Below are 17,505 nucleotides of genomic sequence, written 5' to 3'. Positions count from 1 at the left end.
CTACGCTAGTCTATGGACTTGCACTATATTTTATGGGTTGTTTTTCAAGTAATCAATTGCATCCTGAAGTGTTTTTACAGGAACAATCTTCATGTCTGTTTTAATCATTTCAGCAGCTTCTACAGCCGTGTCATAATTACTTTTAGCATTAGGATTGGCCTTTTTAGCTTCTTCAGTTACTGGATTGTTAGGAGCAAAGAATACAGTAGCTCCTTTTTTTGCAGCAGCAACAACTTTTTTGTCAATTCCACCAATATCACCAACATTTCCATCTCTGTCAATACTTCCTGTACCAGCAATGATACGTCCATTTCGAAGAGTTGAATCTGCAATTTGCGTATAGATGGATAAACTAAACATCATTCCAGCACTCGGACCACCAATGCCAGCAGTTGAAAACTTGATTGGCACATCACTTGACACTTCTGTGCGGTCAATCAAACCGATTCCAATACCGTTTTTCCCATTTTCCAGAGTAATGATTTTTCCTTCAGCAGTTTTGACTTTCCCGTCTTCTTGGTAAGTAACCTTAACCTTGTCGCCTAGAGTTTGAGAATTGACGTAGTCGACCATCTCCTTAGAACTCTCAAAAGTCTTATCATTCACAGCCGTTACAGTGTCAGCGATATTGAGAATACCCTTGAAGGTTGAGTTATCTGTTACGGTCAAAACATAGACTCCTAGGTATTTGAGTTCTATCTCCTTGCCCGCCGCCTTCAGACCTTGATATTTGGCCATGTTCTGCGAAGTTTCCATGTAAAACTGGTTGATTCGCATAAATTCTGCATCTGAAGAACCACCTGTCATTTCTTTTGCACTACGAATATCTGTAAAAGGTGTTAGCCAAGCATAAACTAAGTCCACCATTCTGGCGTGTTTAACTCCTACCGTCACAAATTGGTAAGAACCTTCTTCTTGGTCAGATTGGTTATTGACTTGTAAAACCTTTCGAATATCTTCTGAAGTCCCTGGCACCTCAATGTAATAAGGAAGTGGTACCGTAAAAGCTATAAAAGTGATCATGAGCCCGATGATTAAATATATGGGCCATCTAGTTTTTTTCTTCATTCTTTAACTCCTCCAAGACTACATTTGGTACATACTTGCTAATATCTTGTTCAAACTTCAATAGTTCTCTCACAGCTGAAGAGCTGATATAAACATGCTCTGGGCGACTATGGAGATAGACTGTCTCAATCTCTCCTGCTAATTGATGGTTGTAAAAATCAAAACTGGCTTCATACTGAAGATCCGCAGCATTACGCAAACCACGAACAAGAACATGGACACCCAGTTTTCTCGCAACATCAACGACTAATTCATCATGAGAGGATATAACCTGGACATTTTTTAGGTGTCCCACCGCTTTTTCAACCGTCTCTAGCCGACTTTCTATCGGTAAAAATCCATTTTTGTGTGGATTATAAAAAATCCCTACATACAATTTATCAAAGAGCTTACTTGCTCGCTCAATGAGGTCCAAATGACCATTTGTCATTGGATCAAACGAACCTGTGAATAGCCCAATTTTATCTGACATAAACCGTCACCTTACTAATCCCATATATTTTTTCCTTCCAGATGCCTAAACAGGCGATTTCTTCTGGAAGTTCTACTGATTTATCGGTCTCGCAGACCACCATGACATCTTCTGAGAAAAGATTTCTCTCCGCCATTTTTTCAATGTCGGATACGATTTGCTCCTTGGCATAGGGAGGGTCCAAAAAGATGAGATCAAAGACACCATCCACTTGCTCTAATGCACGACTGGATTCCATTTTCAATAATTGAAATTTAGAGATCTCCTTGGTCATCTGAATGTTTTCTGCCACAATATTCTGTGCTCGGCGATCCTTCTCAACTAGGACAGCGCTGGACATCCCTCTTGAAACTGCTTCAATGGATAAGCCCCCACTACCAGCATAGAGATCTAGTACACGTCCTCCTTCAAAGTAAGGGCCAATCATATTGAAAATAGCTCCGCGGACCTTGTCCGATGTCGGCCTCGTTGTTTTCCCGTCCAAGGTCTTTAAAGGACGTCCTCCGTAGATTCCTGATACGATTTTCATAAGGTATATTATACCAAATTCTGATGAAATAAGAAAATCGAACCTCTCGGTTCGATTGATTAAAGAATATTCTCGTAAGTATCTCTGACTTCTTGTGGCCAAACACTGGTTTGAACTTCACCGATGTGCTTCTTACGAAGTAAGAACATAGCCATACGAGACTGTCCAATTCCTCCACCGATTGTCAAAGGGAAAAGTCCGTTCAAGAGAGCCTTATGCCATTCTAGACTCAAGCGATCTTCATCTCCCGTAATAGCTACCTGACGACGAAGAGTGTCTTCATCGACACGAATCCCCATTGAAGACAATTCAAAGGCTGCACCCAAATTATCATTCCAAACAAGGATATCTCCATTTAGGCCCTTGTAGCCATTTTCAGATTCTGTTGTCCAGTCATCATAGTCCGGTGCACGTCCGTCATGAGGTTTTCCATCTGACAATACACCACCGATACCAATCAAGAAGACCGCACCGAACTCCTTACAGATAGCATTTTCACGTTCTTTTGGAGTTAAGTCTGGGTAACGTTCTACCAGTTCTTCTGTGTGGATAAAAGTAATTTGCTTGGGCAAGATTGACTCAATATCATAGCGGGCTTCGACTGCCAGCTCTGTTAAACGAATAGCCTTATAAATCTTTTCGACCGTTTCTTTAAGGTAGGCAAGATTGCGCTGTCCATTTGGAATAACTTTTTCCCAGTCCCACTGGTCAACATAAACTGAGTGAGTCGCATCTAGTGAGTCTTCGTCTGGACGAAGAGCCTTCATGTGAACAAAGAGACCTTCTCCCTCACCAAAACCAAAACGTGCCAAGGTATGGCGTTTCCACTTAGCAAGTGAATGCACCACTTCATAGGTTTCATTAGGAATCTGCAAAACCTTAACTGAAACTGGATGTTCAATCCCTGAAAGGTTATCCTGCATCCCATCCCCAACCTTACTCAAGATTGGACCCTGCACTTCTACTACTTCTAACTTATCTTTTAAATATTGGGTAAAGGTATTTTTTACAAAGGAAATCTCTTCTTGCTGATGGATAAAACTTTTCTTCATACGTTCCTCCTTTTGAATAATAAAAAGATTATACCTTTTTGTTATTAAAAATGAAAGTAAAAATTAAAAAAGAGCTCATTTGAGCTCTAAAAGTATTAATCGTCTCTTCCAAAGATACGTAGGAAGCTAAGGAAGAGGTTGATAAAGTCGAGGTAGAGGCTAAGTGCTAAAGAAATTGCCCAGCCTGTAGCGACCTGACCATCTGACTCTTCGTAAACATAACGAATTTTTTGATTATCCCAAGCAATGAGACCTGCAAAAACAAGCACCATAACAATACTAATAATGTAATCCATTAGGTCACTATTTAGGAAAATATTGACAACCATAGCGAGTATCAAACCAAATAGGGCTGCAATCAAAGCACGACCAATCCCACTCAAATCTTTTTTGATGACTACTCCTACGATAGCCATCACGAAGAAGAGGGCTGCACTGGAGATAAAGGCTGTCAAAACTGTCCCAGGAAGATAGAGCGACACAATGAAGCTTAGTGAAAAACCATTGACCGCTGAATAGAGCAGGAATATTGGAAAGGTTGCTGGACTATTCTTTATCGCTAAACCACTCGCAAAAATCACTAGAGCTACTTCTACAATTCCTGTGACAATTAACCATATGCGGGCGTTAATCATTAACTGAACAAGAAGATCTTGGAAGGTTGTTAACATCAAGGCTGAAACAATTGCAGATAAGGCAATCCCAATCCCGACAAAAGCATAGACTTTTGCATAAAATTGATTCAGACCAGAACGTTCTTGAATAATTGTTTGATTCATATCTTTTTTCTCCTTATGAAATCTTTTTACTGATTATAACAAAAATAAAACAATTTAACTCAAATAAAACATGAGTATGCCTGCAGCAATGGCAACGTTGAGACTTTCCGCTTGCCCTTTCATGGTAATATGAACCAGTTGATCTGCCTGATTTGTCATGAATGGACTAATGCCTTGACCTTCATTTCCCATAACCAAGACGAAATCTGCTAGCTGAGCAAGCTCACGATAATCTTTAGAGTTTTGGGACAAAGTAGTTGCCAGAATTGGTAAATTGCCCTTTTTAGCCTCTTCAACAAAAGTTTCAATAGGCATCCGATAAATCGGTAAATGAAAATGACTGCCCTGCATGGATCGAAGAGTCTTCAAGCTATAAATATCTGCTGACTTGCTTGAAACAATGACTCCCGAAAAACCTGCCGCATCTGCCGTTCGGATCATTGTGCCAACATTTCCAGGATCCTGCACGTCTTCCAAGAAAAGATATTTCCCTTGGCTCAAATCCGGCAACTGCTCTTCTTCCTTTTGAACAATGGCTACAATGCCCTGAGGAGTTTGTGAATCTGCTAAATCAAGCAAGATTTCTTCGGCCACAAAGACGGTCTGAGGGTAGTCCGTTAATTTTTCACCATATTCTGAAAGGGCAAATATTCTCTCAATCTTTGCACCAGCCTGAACAGCCTCTTCAAACAAATGCCATCCTTCAATTAAATAAGAAGATTTTCGATATTTTTTTTGATGCAATTTCTTGGCATTTTTTACCACAGAATTCGCTTTAGAGGTTATAATAGTCATAGGAGTATTATAACACAATCAAGGAGGTTTGGTATGCAAAAGGTCAAAATGATTGCACAGGGTCGCGTTCAAGGTGTTGGTTTCCGCTGGGGCGTCTACACCCTTGCCCTCGAGCTAGGCGGAATCACTGGTCGTGTCTGGAACAACGATGACGGAACCGTTGAAATTCTTGCCCAAGCAGAGTCTTCAGCTATCATGGCTAAGTTCATCCAAGAAATCCGAAAGGGACCTACTCCCTTCTCAAAAGTAACCTATCTAGATGTTCAATTGAGCAACTTCCCATCCTATTCAGATTTCAAAGTAGCAAATTAGGTCTCTAGAACTATTGTATATTTTCAAAAAAAACAGTAGAATAGAAAGGTATAATTTTTTAAGAAGGAATTAAAACAGTGAAATCAATTAAACGAATCGCCCTCTCTATCATGGGAGTGGCCATGCTATTAGTCTTAACAGGCTGTGTCCAGGTTGATAAAGCAACTGGACAACCAACAGGATTTATCTGGAATACAATCGGAGCACCTATGGCTGAAGCTATCAAGTACTTTGCTACTGATAAAGGGCTTGGCTTCGGGGTCGCTATTATTATCGTAACCATTATCGTCCGCTTGATCATTTTGCCACTTGGTATCTACCAATCATGGAAGGCAACTCTTCACTCTGAAAAGATGAACGCCCTCAAGCATGTTCTTGAGCCACATCAAACTCGTCTCAAAGAAGCAACAACTCAAGAAGAAAAACTGGAAGCCCAACAAGCTCTCTTTGCTGCTCAAAAAGAGCACGGTATCAGCATGTTTGGCGGAGTAGGTTGTTTCCCTCTCCTCATCCAAATGCCTTTCTTCTCAGCGATCTACTTTGCTGCTCAACATACAGAAGGTGTTGCTGAAGCTAGCTTCTTAGGAATCGCACTTGGTTCTCCAAGTTGGATTCTTATCGCCTGTGCAGGTGTTCTCTACTACGTCCAATCGCTCCTTTCACTACACGGAGTTGAAGACGAGACTCAAAGAGAACAACTTAAGAAGATGATTTACATGAGCCCGATGATGATTGTCATGTTCTCAATTTTCTCACCAGCCAGCGTTACGCTTTACTGGGTTGTCGGTGGTTTCATGATGATCCTTCAACAATTCATCGTCAACTACATCATTCGTCCAAAACTTCGTAAAAAAGTACGTGAAGAATATGCCAAGAACCCACCAAAAGCAAGCAAAACTTCAGGTGCTCGTAAAGATGTAACCCCTGAATCAGCTGCAGTTATCTCAACTTCTGCTAAGAAGAAAAATAAAAAACGCAATTCTGGAAAACAACATTCTAGATAAAAAATAAAAGGCTTAGCATTCGAGCTAAGCATTTTTATATCAGAAAAGCCCGATGTTCCCATCAGGCTTCTTTTTATCCATGTACACGTTTCATGTAATCTTGATAGCTTTCTGTATCCATCAATTCCTTAGCATTTTTGACACGATCTGCTGTTGGAGGTTTAACCCCTTCAAGTGAATACGGAATCCCAAGTTCACGCCATTTGAATTCTCCCATAGTGTGGTAGGGTAGGATTTCAAACTTATCAACGTTTTTAAGAGTTTTTACGAACTTACCAAGCTCAATCAAATCTTCATCACGGTCTGTCAATCCTGGCACAAGAACGTGACGAATCCAAACAGGTTTCCCAATATCTGACAAGTACTGAGCACATGCCAAGATATTTTTATTGGTTTGACTGGTTACAATCTTGTGTTGTGCTTCGTTGATTTCCTTGATATCAAGAAGAACCAAGTCTGTCACGGCCATTAACTTATTGAACTTTTCTAGATAGCGTGGTTTATTACGGAATGGAAGGGCACAAGTATCCAAGGTACAGTGGATTCCTTTTTCTTTTGCTTTTGTAAAGAGAGCAATTAGGAAATCAATCTGTAAGAGAGCTTCTCCTCCACTGACTGTGATACCTCCCTTGTCTCCCCAGAAACCACGATAACGAAGCGCTTCTTCTAGAACATCATCTACTGTTCGTACACGAGATTTATTGGTTTCCATCGCCCATGTGTCAGGGTTATGGCAATATTGGCAACGCATCTGACAACCCTGCAAAAAGACAATAAAACGAATCCCAGGACCATCTACCGCCCCAAAACTCTCTGTCGAATGCACCATTCCTGTCACTTGTCCATAGTCAATTGTTTCTTCAGACATCACGTCACCTTCCTTGAAACCGTTTTATAGCTTTATTATATCATGCCTGAAAAGAAAAACCACAGATTTTGTCTATTTTTTAGAAAACAAACTGTTTTTCACTTTCAACTTTCATGATTTTCAAAAATTCTTCTAATCCTTGTCAAAATCGAATCCATAGAGAGTTGCAAAATAGTCCTCAGGTCGCTCTGCTCTACGGATTAGCCGTGCACTACCGTCCTCTGTATAGAGGACCTCTGCTGAACGAAGTTTGGCATTGTACTGGTAGCCCATAGAGAAGCCATGAGCACCTGTATCATGAATGACTAACAAATCACCAATTTCTGTTTGAGGTAGTTCACGATTAACCGCAAATTTGTCGTTGTTTTCACAGAGTGAACCAACAACATCAACGACTTCCGTCTGACCGTCAGGATGCATCATATTGGTGATGTGGTGATAAGCTCCATACATAGCCGGTCTCATAAGATTGACAGCTGATGCATCTACTCCGAGATAAGTTCGGTAGGTTTTCTTTTTATGGGTTACTTTAGTCACTAGAATTCCATGAGGTGCTAACATAAAGCGTCCTAGTTCTGTAAAAATCTTAACTTGGCCAAGACCTGTTGGCGTAAGAACTTCTTCATAAACCTGACGAACACCCTCACCAATTAAAGCAATGTCATTAGGTTCTTGATCCGGACGATAGTTGACACCGATTCCTCCAGAAAGATTGATGAAGTCCAGCGAAATACCTAACTTATCCTTGATTTCTACAGCCAGTTCAAAAAGCTGGCGCGCCAATTCTGGATAATAAAGATGAGTAACAGTATTGGAAGCTAGGAAGGAATGAATCCCAAAAGTTTTTGCTCCCTTTTCTTTCAAGATAGCAAAGGCTTCAAAGAGCTGTTCCTTAGTCATCCCGAACTTAGCTTCACCAGGATTATCCATAATATCCGTTCCTAGTTCAAATACGCCACCAGGATTGTAACGGCAAGAGATAATCTCAGGAATCCCCGCAGCGCGCTCTAAATGGTCGATATCTTCAAAGGCATCCAAGTTGATAGTCGCCCCTAATTCACGGGCATAGGTGTACTCTTGGTCTGGTGTATTGTTAGATGAAAACATCATCTCCGACCCTGTAAACCCAAGTTTATGACTCATTAAGAGTTCTACATAACTAGAACAATCCACTCCACATCCTTCTTCTTGTAGGATTTTCAAGATAGCTGGGGTCGGAGTCGCCTTGACTGCAAAATATTCTTTAAAACCTTTGTTCCAAGAGAAAGCCTCATTAACTGCGCGTGCTTTCTCGCGAATACCTTTTTCATCGTAGAGATGGAATGGAGTTGGAAACTCTTCAACAATCTTTTCTAAGTCTTCACGTTTAATAAATGGCGTCTTCATAAGGCTCCTTCATATTCATTATCAAAGAAAGGCTGGGACGAAAGTTCCAACCTTTAAGCATCTTATTCTCTCTTATTTTTCTGTTTCGAAGATGTTCCCAACTTCAACTTCAATTTGTTGGTTCTTCACATCAATATTGGTAACTTTTAAGAGTGATTTGTAGTCAAACTGCTGTTCACGATCTTCCTGCGCATTATCAGCAAAGACAGCTACACCAGCTAACTCAGAATCAAACTCTGTTAAAAGGCTAATCATACCGTTAATCGTTCCTCCGCCTTTCAAGAAGTCATCAACAATCAGGACACGGCTTCCTGCTTTAAGGCTACGTTTTGAAAGGAACATTTTTTCAATACGGTCGCTAGAACCTGAGACGTAGTTAACACTCACAGTTGAACCTTCTGTGATTTTCAAGTCACGACGGACAATGACAAAAGGTACGTTGAGAACATTTGCCACTGCATTTGCAAGCGGAACCCCTTTGGTCGCTACCGTCATAACAGCATCAATCTTTTGGTCCATAAAGCTCTTAGCAATAATGCGACCGATATTTTTCAAAATAGCTGGTGTGCTAAGAAGATCAGACAAATAAATGTAGCCACCTGGCAGAATGCGGTCGCTCTCTGAAAGTTTATCGCGAAGCTCTTGGATGATTGTTTTGGACTCAAGGGTAGAGATAGAAGGTGTGAAAATAACCCCACCACCAGCACCTGTCACCGTTTGAATATGACCAATTTCAATTTCTTCAAAGGCGCGCTTAATAATGACAATATCTTCTGAAATAGAAGATTTGGCAGATTCATACTTTTCCGCAAAGGTATTGAGACTGGTTAATTTGTATGGATTGTTAATCAAATAATTGGAAATAACAACCATCCGATCACTTCTTCTTAATTTCATTAGTTATTCACCATTCTTTTTAATTAGTCTTTTTCTCATTATAACACACTAAAGCAAAAAAACGAACTTTATTGTCTAAATAAAGCTCATTTTTTTAGTTTCTAGTCTAATTTTGGCTTGTAGAAGGAACGATTGTCCATTGCAAAGACTTTATTGGTCATTTCACCCTCATCAACAAGAGCCAGAGCTGTTGACATCATCATCATACTCGCATCTAAATTATCAATCATATGAATAATTTCAGCTTCCATCACACGAGGACGAACAGGACTACCATACTCGAGTAATCCATGGTGGCTGAGAATCACATGGCGCAGAAGCACCACTTCTTCTCGAGTATCATCAATACCAAGTTCCATAACTGCTTTGGTAATCTCGCTATCAATCAAGGCGATATGGCCGATAAGATTTCCTCTCACTGTATACTCTGTCTGGTCCGGACCTGTTAACTCAATAACCTTAGCCAGGTCATGAAGCATAATTCCCGCATAGAGCAAGCTCTTATTGAGTTGTGGGTACACATCAGCAATTGCCTCTGCTAAACGAACCATAGTCGCTGTATGATAAGCAAGCCCTGTTTCAAAGGCATGGTGGTTGGTTTTTGCAGCTGGATAGGAATAAAATTCTTTATCATATTTGGTATAGAGGGCCCGAACGATTCGTTGCCAGATGGGATTTTCAATCTTGAAAATCATCTGTGCCATGTACTCACGGATTTCTTTAACATCCACTGGTGATTTGACCTTGAAGTCTGCTGGGTCATTGGGTTCGCCAGGCTGAGGTAAGCGAAGGGTGATTTGATTTACCTGTGGAGTGTTGTTGTAAACTTCACGACGCCCTTGCATGTGGACAACTTTTCCTGCAGTAAAGGCCTCAACGTTATGAGGTTGAGCATCCCAAAGCTTTCCTTCAATTTCCCCACTATCATCTTGGAAGGTGAAAGCTAGGTAATTTTTCCCAGCACGCGTCTGTCTCAGATCGGCTGATTTGATCAGGTAAAAGCCCTCGAACAGTTCATCTTTTTTCATGTGACTAATCTTCATATTCTTCCTCATCTTCTTGGAACTGGAGCAAATCAAGCATAGGCTCACCTTCTGACAATTCAATATGTCGGAGAGTTCGCTCAATAGCTGAAGTACGTCGGTTTAACAATTCATCAATATTACCAGTGGCATGTTGGAGGTGTTTTTGCGCTTTAACAAGAATGCCACCAAACTTGCCAAATTCGGTTTTGACGTTGGCTAGAGTTTGACTAATATGGTCGGCACTCTTTTGGATATTCAGAGTTTTGAAGCCAACAGATAGGGAGTTCAGAAGGGCTGACAAGGTACTTGGTCCAGCTACGATAATCTGCTCCTCCCGTCTCAAACCATCAAAGAAAATCGGATTTCTAACGATTTCTGAGTAAAGACCTTCTGTCGGAACAAACAGAACTCCAAAATTGGTCGTCCTTGGCGGTGCTATGTACTTGTTCTTGATATCTTTGGCAAAACGCTTAACGCTTGTTTGGAGTGATTTGCGACAATTTTCGATTTCATCCTTATCACCTGCTTCATAGGCTTCTTCCAGACGGTAATAATCTGCCAGTGGAAACTTAGAATCAATCGGTAGATAGACATATTCCTGGTCACCTTGTCCAGGTAACTTGATGGCGTATTCCACACGTTCACTAGAGTTTTCAACCGTTGCAAATTCTCGTTCATACTGGGCAGGTGTCATGATATCTTCAATAATCTGTCCCAGTTGTAATTCTCCTAGAATTCCTCGAGTTTTTGTACCAGATAAGACCTTATTAAGAGCGCCGACATCACGGGCAACCGTTTGCATTTCTCCAAGGCCGCGATTGACAGATTCCAATTGCTTGGAAACTGTCTCGAAAGACGCTTGCAAGCGTGTCTGCAAGGTCTTTTCTAACTTTTCCTCGACCGTTTGGCGCATCTGCTCTAAACGTTGCTCATTTGACTCCTGCAAGGCCTGTAGTCGTTGGTCGGTCTTATCTCTGGTTTGGAGAAGGTTTTCATTCATCTCCTGTCGAACCTGAGTCAGACCTTGGTGCAATTCGATTCGCACCTCCTGCAAACGGTCGCTAACAGCCACTTCTAGATTTTTTTGGTCCAGCTGGCTTGCTTGTCGCGCTTGTTCAAATCGATAATCCAACTGATCTGAAAGGTTATCTGCCTGGTCTTCTAAACTCTTGGTCAGGTATTTCTCCTGCCTATCCTGCCTTTGCCAAATAAGAAAGAGGCCGGCTAGGTTAGCAATTAGTAACAGTAGTAATATAATCTCCATCCTATCTCCTGTCCTTGCTATGCAGTACAACCACATAGCCATCTGGGCAAGTCACCGAAACTTCCCTATCTATATATTCGTTAGAAGCGTAAACTTTCTTAAAGAAAAAATTCTTCTCTGTCAGTTCATACTTGGCACCAAGAATAGTCAACTGGGTATCCCGAACCGGCATAAAGGCCAGATAATCGTAGTCCGAACGTGGCTCTAGTTGACTGGTACCTTCTGGACAATAGGCAATCAAGTTTTGCCCATCCTCAATCTCTATTTGACGCATATAGGGTGCCAATTTAGGATTGCTAGGCAGAAAGACATTAGCCAGCATATGGTCGATGCGACCACCTAGGGCACCAAAAATGGTCACCTGAGCCTGAGGATTTTTTTCAAAAATCGTTAAAAGTGCTAGTTCCAGATCGGTATCATTCTTCTCTGGCTGAGCTTGGACAAAGTGTTGGGCACGTTCTTGAATCAACTGACGTTCTTCTACAGTCACAGAATCAAAATCCCCAACTGCTAAAGCAAGAGCAAGTTCTTCTTCCAATATCCAGAGTGAGCCTCGATCTACACCGACAAAACAGTCAAAATCTGTCCGGTAGTGACCGCGGTCTCCCCCTGCAAAAACTGCAGCTTTAGCCCAGTTGATTTCTGAGGGCTTGCACTCGTTCATTGACATCTCCCTTAAAGACATAAGATCCCGCTACAAAAACTGTAGCGCCAGCTTCTTTGGCTTGAGCAATGGTTTGGTCATCAATACCACCATCGACTTCGATTTCAAAGTTCAAGCCTTTTTCCTCACGAAGGGCAACCAACTCACGAATCTTATCCATGGTTTCAGGTAGAAAGGCTTGACCACCAAAACCAGGATTAACCGTCATGACTAATACTTGATCAACTAGGTGAAGAACATGCTTGATAGCCTCAACAGGTGTTCCAGGGTTAATGACAACCGAAGGTTTGACACCAAGAGAACGAATTTTTTGAAGGGCTCCATGGATATGAGGTGTTGCTTCTGCATGGATGCTGATGATGTCTGCACCTGCACGCGCAAAGTCTTCTAAATGATGTTCGGGATTTGATACCATCAAATGGCAATCAAAGACCATCTTGCTATGAGGACGAAGACTTTCGACTACACCTGCACCAAAGCTGATCTGAGGTACAAAGTGACCATCCATGATATCGATATGGGCGTATTCTGCCCCAGTTGCTTCTAGGCGTTTAATTTCACATTCAAAGTTGGCATAATCTGCTGCCAGAATTGACGGAGCAATCTTGTATTGAGACATAAGCTTCTCCTTATTTTGGAATTTTTTTGCTGACTTTTTTATAGGTTTCTCTGCGATTTTCAATCTCACTGAGGAATTGTAGATAGTTGTCGAAACGGAAGTTTGCAATGATGCCCTCTTCTACTGCTGGTTTCACTGCACAAGATGGTTCATGGGTATGCGTACATGTACGGAACTTACAGTCGCGACTGACTCTAGCAATCTCTGGAAAGGCCTGGTTCAGCTCTTCAGCACTTGATACTTCATAATCTAGCGACGAAAAACCTGGTGTATCTGCGATTTTGCCTCCATTTAGGTTGTAAAAACTAACAGCTCGAGTAGTATGGCGACCACGACCCAGACTATCTGAGATTTCTCCCGTCTCTAGATTGAGGTCAGGTGCAATTTTATTAAGGAGGGTTGACTTTCCAACACCTGTCTGCCCCATAAAGACTGTCACTTTGTCTGTCAACAAGGGCAAGAGTTCCTCTTTACTAGTCACAAAATCGTAACCAATAGAACGATAGGTTTGCTCGTAAAAGTCCAGTTCTCCCCCATCTTCCAGTAAGTCCATCTTGGAAATATAGACGATAGGATGAATGCCCTTGTGCTCTAAAAGAACCAAGAAGCGATCCAACAAGTTGCTGTTAAAATCAGGTTCTTTAACGGACATAATGACAACGGCTTGGTCAATATTGACAATGGGTGGACGAACCAGACTATTTTTTCGTTCGTGAATTTTGAGGATATAACCTTCGGAATTTTCCTCCGCAGAAAAATCTACCCAATCTCCAACATAGGGTGTATGGCCTTTTTTACGAAAATTCCCACGCGCGCGTGTTTGATAAACATGGCCATCACTCTCCACATAATAGAAACCCGCCAAAGCTTTAATGATTTGTCCCTGCATCTTAGAGTCCTTGTCCTTTAAGTGCATCTGCTAAACTAGCAAATTCCGCCAAGCCCAGAGCTTCTCCACGTACAGATGGTGACAAGTCTGCTTGGTCCAAAGCCTTGGTCAATTTATCCTTGACTTCTTCAGACTTCCCAAAGTAACCTGTCAAGTTATTCCACAAGGTCTTACGACGATGGGTGAAACTAGCCTTGGAAACTTTAAAGAAGAAGTTCTCATCTTTTACTGCTACCGCAGGTTCCGGACGACGTACCATTTTCAGAATAGCTGAATCTACATTTGGCGCTGGCACAAATACTGTACGAGGCACGATAAAGGCAACCTTGGCAGTCATATAATACTGAACTGCAATTGACAAGCTACCGTAAGCCTTGGTATTTGGTTGAGCAGAGATACGATCTGCCACTTCTTTTTGCATCATGACCACAAACTCACTAAAAGGAATGCCACTTTCAATCAAGTGCATGAGAATAGGAGTTGTGATATAGTAGGGCAAGTTTGCCACTACCTTAATTGGTAAATCAGGATTTTTGAAATTTTGGATATGCTGCGCCAAATCAACCTTGAGAATATCCTCATTGACTACGGTCACATTGTCAAAATCACGCAGGGTATCTGCTAGAATTGGCACCAAACGGTGGTCAATCTCAAAGGCCATAACTTCAGCCGCACGCTCAGCCAAAAATTCCGTCAAGGCACCAATTCCTGGACCAATTTCAATAACATTGACCTGGTCATCAACTTCAGCCGTATCCACAATTTTTTGAAGGATATTGGTATCGGTCAAAAAATTTTGCCCGAAGGATTTTTTAAAGGTAAAACCGTGACGCTCCAGTACTGCCTTGGTCACGCTATAATCTGCAATTCTCATTTATTCTCTTTTCTAACTATTGAAAGGTTTTCTAATCTTGAGCTCTTCCTTCTTGTTCCTCACTAAGCTTCTGCATGTCTCTAAAAGCTGTTAGGCTAACATAGGCACCTGCTTCATAGTATTCCGTTGGGTTTATGGCATAGTCAAAGCCTTCAATCATGCCTCCAGCTTCTTCAATCATGCCATTCCACTTTTCGTCAAAGACCATTCGCAGACGTTTCCAATCAGTAAAGACTGGAACAGAGTTTCGACCATTTTTTCCTTCTTTGACTGGAATGTTAAAACTGGAATCTTTTTCCAAAACAAAGGAGTTCCCTTCCTGACTCTCTCCCTTAAATTCCGAAGCTGCATCTAAAGGCAATAGGAATTTTGCTTTAGGCATAGCTTCCGAAAAGAACTTATAATAGAGTTTATAAAGTAATTCTTGCTCTTCCGTAATCGGATAATCTAGTTGCCCCATCAAGAGCATCCATCTTACCAGGTCAGGATTCATGACAGGCACTTGTATTTCTGGTAAATCAGAAAAATCTGGTTTTTGAACCAAGGCAGAGGCACTGATGCTGACTTCCTTGGAATTAAAGATTGCTCCCAAGGCACCATTTAGGTAAAAGGCTGTCCCTAGGAAATTTTCAATCCCTTTTTTATCTTCCGTATTTTCAATCAGTTTTACGACTGAGTTTGGTCGACTATCAATGGTTTCCTTGAATTGGCGATACCAAGATGGTGTCAAAAGCATGATCATGGGATCAGTACAGAGATACCCTTCTTCTCCTCTGTCATAGGTCGTTGAGAAAAGATAGGGTTCGCCTGTTTTTTCTGAATAAACTGCATAAACTGCATCTGCTTCTAAGAGCTTATCTTTAACGATTTCCGCTAGACGTTCCAACTTACGAGTGTTGGATTGATAGCTTTCTTCACTTTCAGTTTCCTGATTTTGACGGCATTTCCATAAAAAGAGACGTAAAATCTCTACGCTGTCATCAAGGGTAGCTGCCAAATAGTCTTCATTTGTTAACTGACCCTCTTGGATGGCTACAAAAGCACGATAAAGAGCATCTGAATAGCTAGATAATTTTTGTTCTTCCTCAACACCTGAACTAAAGAGCACACTTCCTTTTTTCAGTTTATCCAAAGAAGGAATCCTATCAACCACTAGATGGGCAAGAACTTCATCAGTTAGACTATCTGCATCTTTGTTTTGACTGCTGAGTTTTTTAACCTCTACAGTACCAAGACTTTCCATTCCTTGGTCGGGATTACAAAACTGCAACTGATTTCCAACCTTGATACTGCCTTCTAGACTCCCAACAATCAATAATTGGTTGGTTTCCTTCATCGGGAACAAATCTAGAACACCTACGCAAGCATTGCCTTTCGCCTCTTCTGCTTCCTTATTGGATTCAGTTGTTTCAGTAGGTTTTGTTGCTTCTGTCTTTTTTAAAAAATCAAAGATTCCCATAACTTTTCCTCATCACCTCCACTTAGCACAATTTCTATGGAGTCACTTTTCTAATGCTTGCTACCAAGCCTGATTAAACCGGATATGATTACTTCTATTGTATCATATTCCCTTCACATTTTGGGGGAGTTTCTCAATTCTCATATGATTTCATAGCTTCTTCAACTTCAGCTAGACTGATCCCAAATAACTCTAAACGTTTAAGGAGTTGTTTCCCATTGGAATAACCGATACGAAGACTTTCTCCTAGATATTCTCTGCGTTTTCGGCTATCTGATCCGGCTAGAAAACCAAGGCGAATCAAGTCACTACGGCTAATATCAAAGTCGCTTTCTGCTTCAAACTGCTCAGTTACTTGTTCTAGTGCTGTCTTCAAGTCTTCATAGTTAGCATGCTCAATTCCTAGAGAACGTCCCTTGGTCTTAGATTTTGGCACTGCCTCATCACGTTTGAGAAAGGCGTGCTGAACTGTCGGAATGGCCGTCATAATCATCCGACGAATGCGTTCCCCGTTAAAATCGGGATCTGTAAAGACAATCACCCCATGACGCTCATGTAGACGTTGGATTCGTTCAAGATCTTGTTCATTGATAGCAGAACCACGAGTCTCATAAGTCTCAACATCAAAGTAGCGTTTTAAATTAGCCGTATCATCACGCCCTTCGACTACGACGATTTGGGAAATTTTCTCTTTCATGATTTACTTTCCAATCCAAAGATGCCTTCTGCATTAGCACTTGTCACAGCTGCCAATTCTTCTGTCGTCATACCACGCAAGTCCGCAATAAAGTCTACTACATAGCGCGTGTAAGCTGTCTTGTTTTCACGACCACGCTTGGGTACTGGGGCTAAATAAGGTGCATCCGTTTCTACCAAAATCTTATCCAAAGGTAACTCTTTGGCCGCTTCCTGAATATCTGTCGCCTTCTTAAAAGTCACCACTCCAGAAAAGGAAATAGTCATCCCAAGATCTACAAACTTCTCCGCCCAATCCAAAGAACCTGAGAAGGAGTGCATAATACCGCCACGGGGACCAACTCCCTCGCTCTTGATAATCTCATAGGTGTCTTCTAGCGCATCACGGGTATGAACCACAAAAGGCAAGTCCAGTTCCTTAGATAGCTGAATCTGACGACGGAAAACTTGTTCCTGTACTTCTTTAGGGGCTGTCATCCAGTGATAGTCCAAACCAATCTCACCCAAGGCAACAACTTTAGAATGTTTTAGTTTTTCTAGCAAGTAATTCTCAATATCCTCTGTATAGGTTCCTGCCTCTGTAGGATGCCAACCAATAGTCGCATAGAGTTGATCATACTTATCTGCTAGTTCTAAGGCACGCTCAATGGTCGGTTTGTCAAAACCAACAATATTCATCCGAGTTACACCCATTTCAGCAGCCAAGGCTAATTCTTCAGCTTCCCTTCCTGCAAAATCTTCTATATTTAAATGTGTATGAGTATCAAAAATCATTTATATTCCCTCGTTTTTCTACCTTCTATTATACCAAAAAAACTAGTCTCATCCTTATAGGAAAAAATATTTTGAAATC

At 41.3% G+C, this 17,505-nt stretch carries 20 protein-coding genes; 2 read left to right on the top strand and 18 right to left on the bottom strand.

From position 1 onward, the window contains the following. Positions 1–30: 30 nt before the first annotated feature. From ACXYSM_RS00610 to ACXYSM_RS00585, 6 genes are all read right to left on the bottom strand, one after another. Positions 31–1,068: a SepM family pheromone-processing serine protease gene (locus ACXYSM_RS00610; RefSeq protein ID WP_458633977.1), complete on the bottom strand. Its 1,038-nt coding sequence runs from the start codon at positions 1,066–1,068 to the stop codon at positions 31–33. Continuing rightward, on the bottom strand, positions 1,052–1,540 hold the full coding sequence (gene coaD / locus ACXYSM_RS00605) for a pantetheine-phosphate adenylyltransferase (RefSeq protein ID WP_281137653.1): 489 nt from the start codon (positions 1,538–1,540) through the stop codon (positions 1,052–1,054). The genes ACXYSM_RS00610 and coaD overlap by 17 nt, the downstream gene beginning before the upstream one ends. Then, a complete protein-coding gene (gene rsmD / locus ACXYSM_RS00600) occupies positions 1,530–2,069 on the bottom strand; it encodes a 16S rRNA (guanine(966)-N(2))-methyltransferase RsmD (protein ID WP_281137652.1) in 540 nt (179 codons plus the stop codon). The genes coaD and rsmD overlap by 11 nt, the downstream gene beginning before the upstream one ends. A gap of 59 nt (positions 2,070–2,128) precedes the next feature. Then, positions 2,129–3,121 (bottom strand): aspartate--ammonia ligase, encoded by a 993-nt coding sequence (gene asnA / locus ACXYSM_RS00595; RefSeq protein WP_006147837.1) that lies wholly within the window; start codon positions 3,119–3,121, stop codon positions 2,129–2,131. A 95-nt stretch (positions 3,122–3,216) separates the two neighbouring features. Further along, complete coding sequence (locus ACXYSM_RS00590; RefSeq protein ID WP_458633976.1) at positions 3,217–3,900, bottom strand: Bax inhibitor-1/YccA family protein; 684 nt, start codon at positions 3,898–3,900, stop codon at positions 3,217–3,219. Positions 3,901–3,954: 54 nt separating this feature from the next. Continuing rightward, positions 3,955–4,695, bottom strand: a complete 741-nt coding sequence (locus tag ACXYSM_RS00585; RefSeq protein WP_458633975.1) for a TrmH family RNA methyltransferase — start codon at positions 4,693–4,695, stop codon at positions 3,955–3,957. A 33-nt stretch (positions 4,696–4,728) separates the two neighbouring features. On the opposite strand from ACXYSM_RS00585, the gene ACXYSM_RS00580 reads away from it, so the two are divergent. Beyond that, entirely contained in the window at positions 4,729–5,007 is a 279-nt protein-coding gene (locus ACXYSM_RS00580) for an acylphosphatase (RefSeq protein ID WP_001174501.1), read from the top strand. A gap of 77 nt (positions 5,008–5,084) precedes the next feature. Beyond that, positions 5,085–6,011 (top strand): membrane protein insertase YidC, encoded by a 927-nt coding sequence (gene yidC / locus ACXYSM_RS00575; protein WP_049494514.1) that lies wholly within the window; start codon positions 5,085–5,087, stop codon positions 6,009–6,011. 73 nt (positions 6,012–6,084) lie between these two features. Here yidC and pflA read toward each other — a convergent pair whose 3' ends face one another. The 12 genes from pflA to ACXYSM_RS00515 all read right to left on the bottom strand — a co-directional run bounded on the left by pflA (position 6,085) and on the right by ACXYSM_RS00515 (position 17,426). Continuing rightward, positions 6,085–6,879, bottom strand: a complete 795-nt coding sequence (pflA, locus tag ACXYSM_RS00570; RefSeq protein ID WP_004251620.1) for a pyruvate formate-lyase-activating protein — start codon at positions 6,877–6,879, stop codon at positions 6,085–6,087. Between the two features lie 132 nt (positions 6,880–7,011). Then, a complete protein-coding gene (locus ACXYSM_RS00565; protein ID WP_458633974.1) occupies positions 7,012–8,265 on the bottom strand; it encodes a diaminopimelate decarboxylase in 1,254 nt (417 codons plus the stop codon). A 72-nt stretch (positions 8,266–8,337) separates the two neighbouring features. After that, entirely contained in the window at positions 8,338–9,162 is an 825-nt protein-coding gene (purR, locus tag ACXYSM_RS00560) for a pur operon repressor (protein WP_006147832.1), read from the bottom strand. Positions 9,163–9,263: 101 nt separating this feature from the next. Next, positions 9,264–10,205 carry a 3'-5' exoribonuclease YhaM family protein gene (locus tag ACXYSM_RS00555; protein ID WP_006152067.1) on the bottom strand — a complete coding sequence of 314 codons (942 nt, stop codon included), beginning with the start codon at positions 10,203–10,205 and terminating at the stop codon, positions 9,264–9,266. Continuing rightward, the gene (locus tag ACXYSM_RS00550; RefSeq protein ID WP_458633973.1) at positions 10,195–11,451 is read right to left on the bottom strand and encodes a DNA recombination protein RmuC; all 1,257 of its coding nucleotides are present in this window, start codon (positions 11,449–11,451) and stop codon (positions 10,195–10,197) included. Before ACXYSM_RS00550 ends, ACXYSM_RS00555 begins: the two co-directional genes overlap by 11 nt. Position 11,452: 1 nt before the next feature. Further along, positions 11,453–12,115 carry a thiamine diphosphokinase gene (locus ACXYSM_RS00545; protein WP_458633972.1) on the bottom strand — a complete coding sequence of 221 codons (663 nt, stop codon included), beginning with the start codon at positions 12,113–12,115 and terminating at the stop codon, positions 11,453–11,455. Next, positions 12,078–12,734: a ribulose-phosphate 3-epimerase gene (rpe, locus tag ACXYSM_RS00540; protein WP_414309998.1), complete on the bottom strand. Its 657-nt coding sequence runs from the start codon at positions 12,732–12,734 to the stop codon at positions 12,078–12,080. The genes ACXYSM_RS00545 and rpe overlap by 38 nt, the downstream gene beginning before the upstream one ends. Before the next feature lie 10 nt (positions 12,735–12,744). Continuing rightward, positions 12,745–13,623, bottom strand: a complete 879-nt coding sequence (gene rsgA / locus ACXYSM_RS00535; protein WP_458634690.1) for a ribosome small subunit-dependent GTPase A — start codon at positions 13,621–13,623, stop codon at positions 12,745–12,747. Between the two features lies 1 nt (position 13,624). Then, on the bottom strand, positions 13,625–14,497 hold the full coding sequence (rsmA, locus tag ACXYSM_RS00530; protein ID WP_458633971.1) for a 16S rRNA (adenine(1518)-N(6)/adenine(1519)-N(6))-dimethyltransferase RsmA: 873 nt from the start codon (positions 14,495–14,497) through the stop codon (positions 13,625–13,627). Positions 14,498–14,528: 31 nt separating this feature from the next. Beyond that, on the bottom strand, positions 14,529–15,956 hold the full coding sequence (locus tag ACXYSM_RS00525; RefSeq protein WP_458633970.1) for an SseB family protein: 1,428 nt from the start codon (positions 15,954–15,956) through the stop codon (positions 14,529–14,531). Positions 15,957–16,089: 133 nt separating this feature from the next. After that, positions 16,090–16,653: a ribonuclease M5 gene (gene rnmV / locus ACXYSM_RS00520; RefSeq protein WP_458633969.1), complete on the bottom strand. Its 564-nt coding sequence runs from the start codon at positions 16,651–16,653 to the stop codon at positions 16,090–16,092. Continuing rightward, the gene (locus ACXYSM_RS00515) at positions 16,650–17,426 is read right to left on the bottom strand and encodes a TatD family hydrolase (RefSeq protein ID WP_458633968.1); all 777 of its coding nucleotides are present in this window, start codon (positions 17,424–17,426) and stop codon (positions 16,650–16,652) included. The genes rnmV and ACXYSM_RS00515 overlap by 4 nt, the downstream gene beginning before the upstream one ends. Positions 17,427–17,505: the final 79 nt, after the last annotated feature.

The organism is Streptococcus sp. V940 (assembly GCF_054353495.1).
This window is presented reverse-complemented; position numbering and strand designations above follow the sequence as displayed.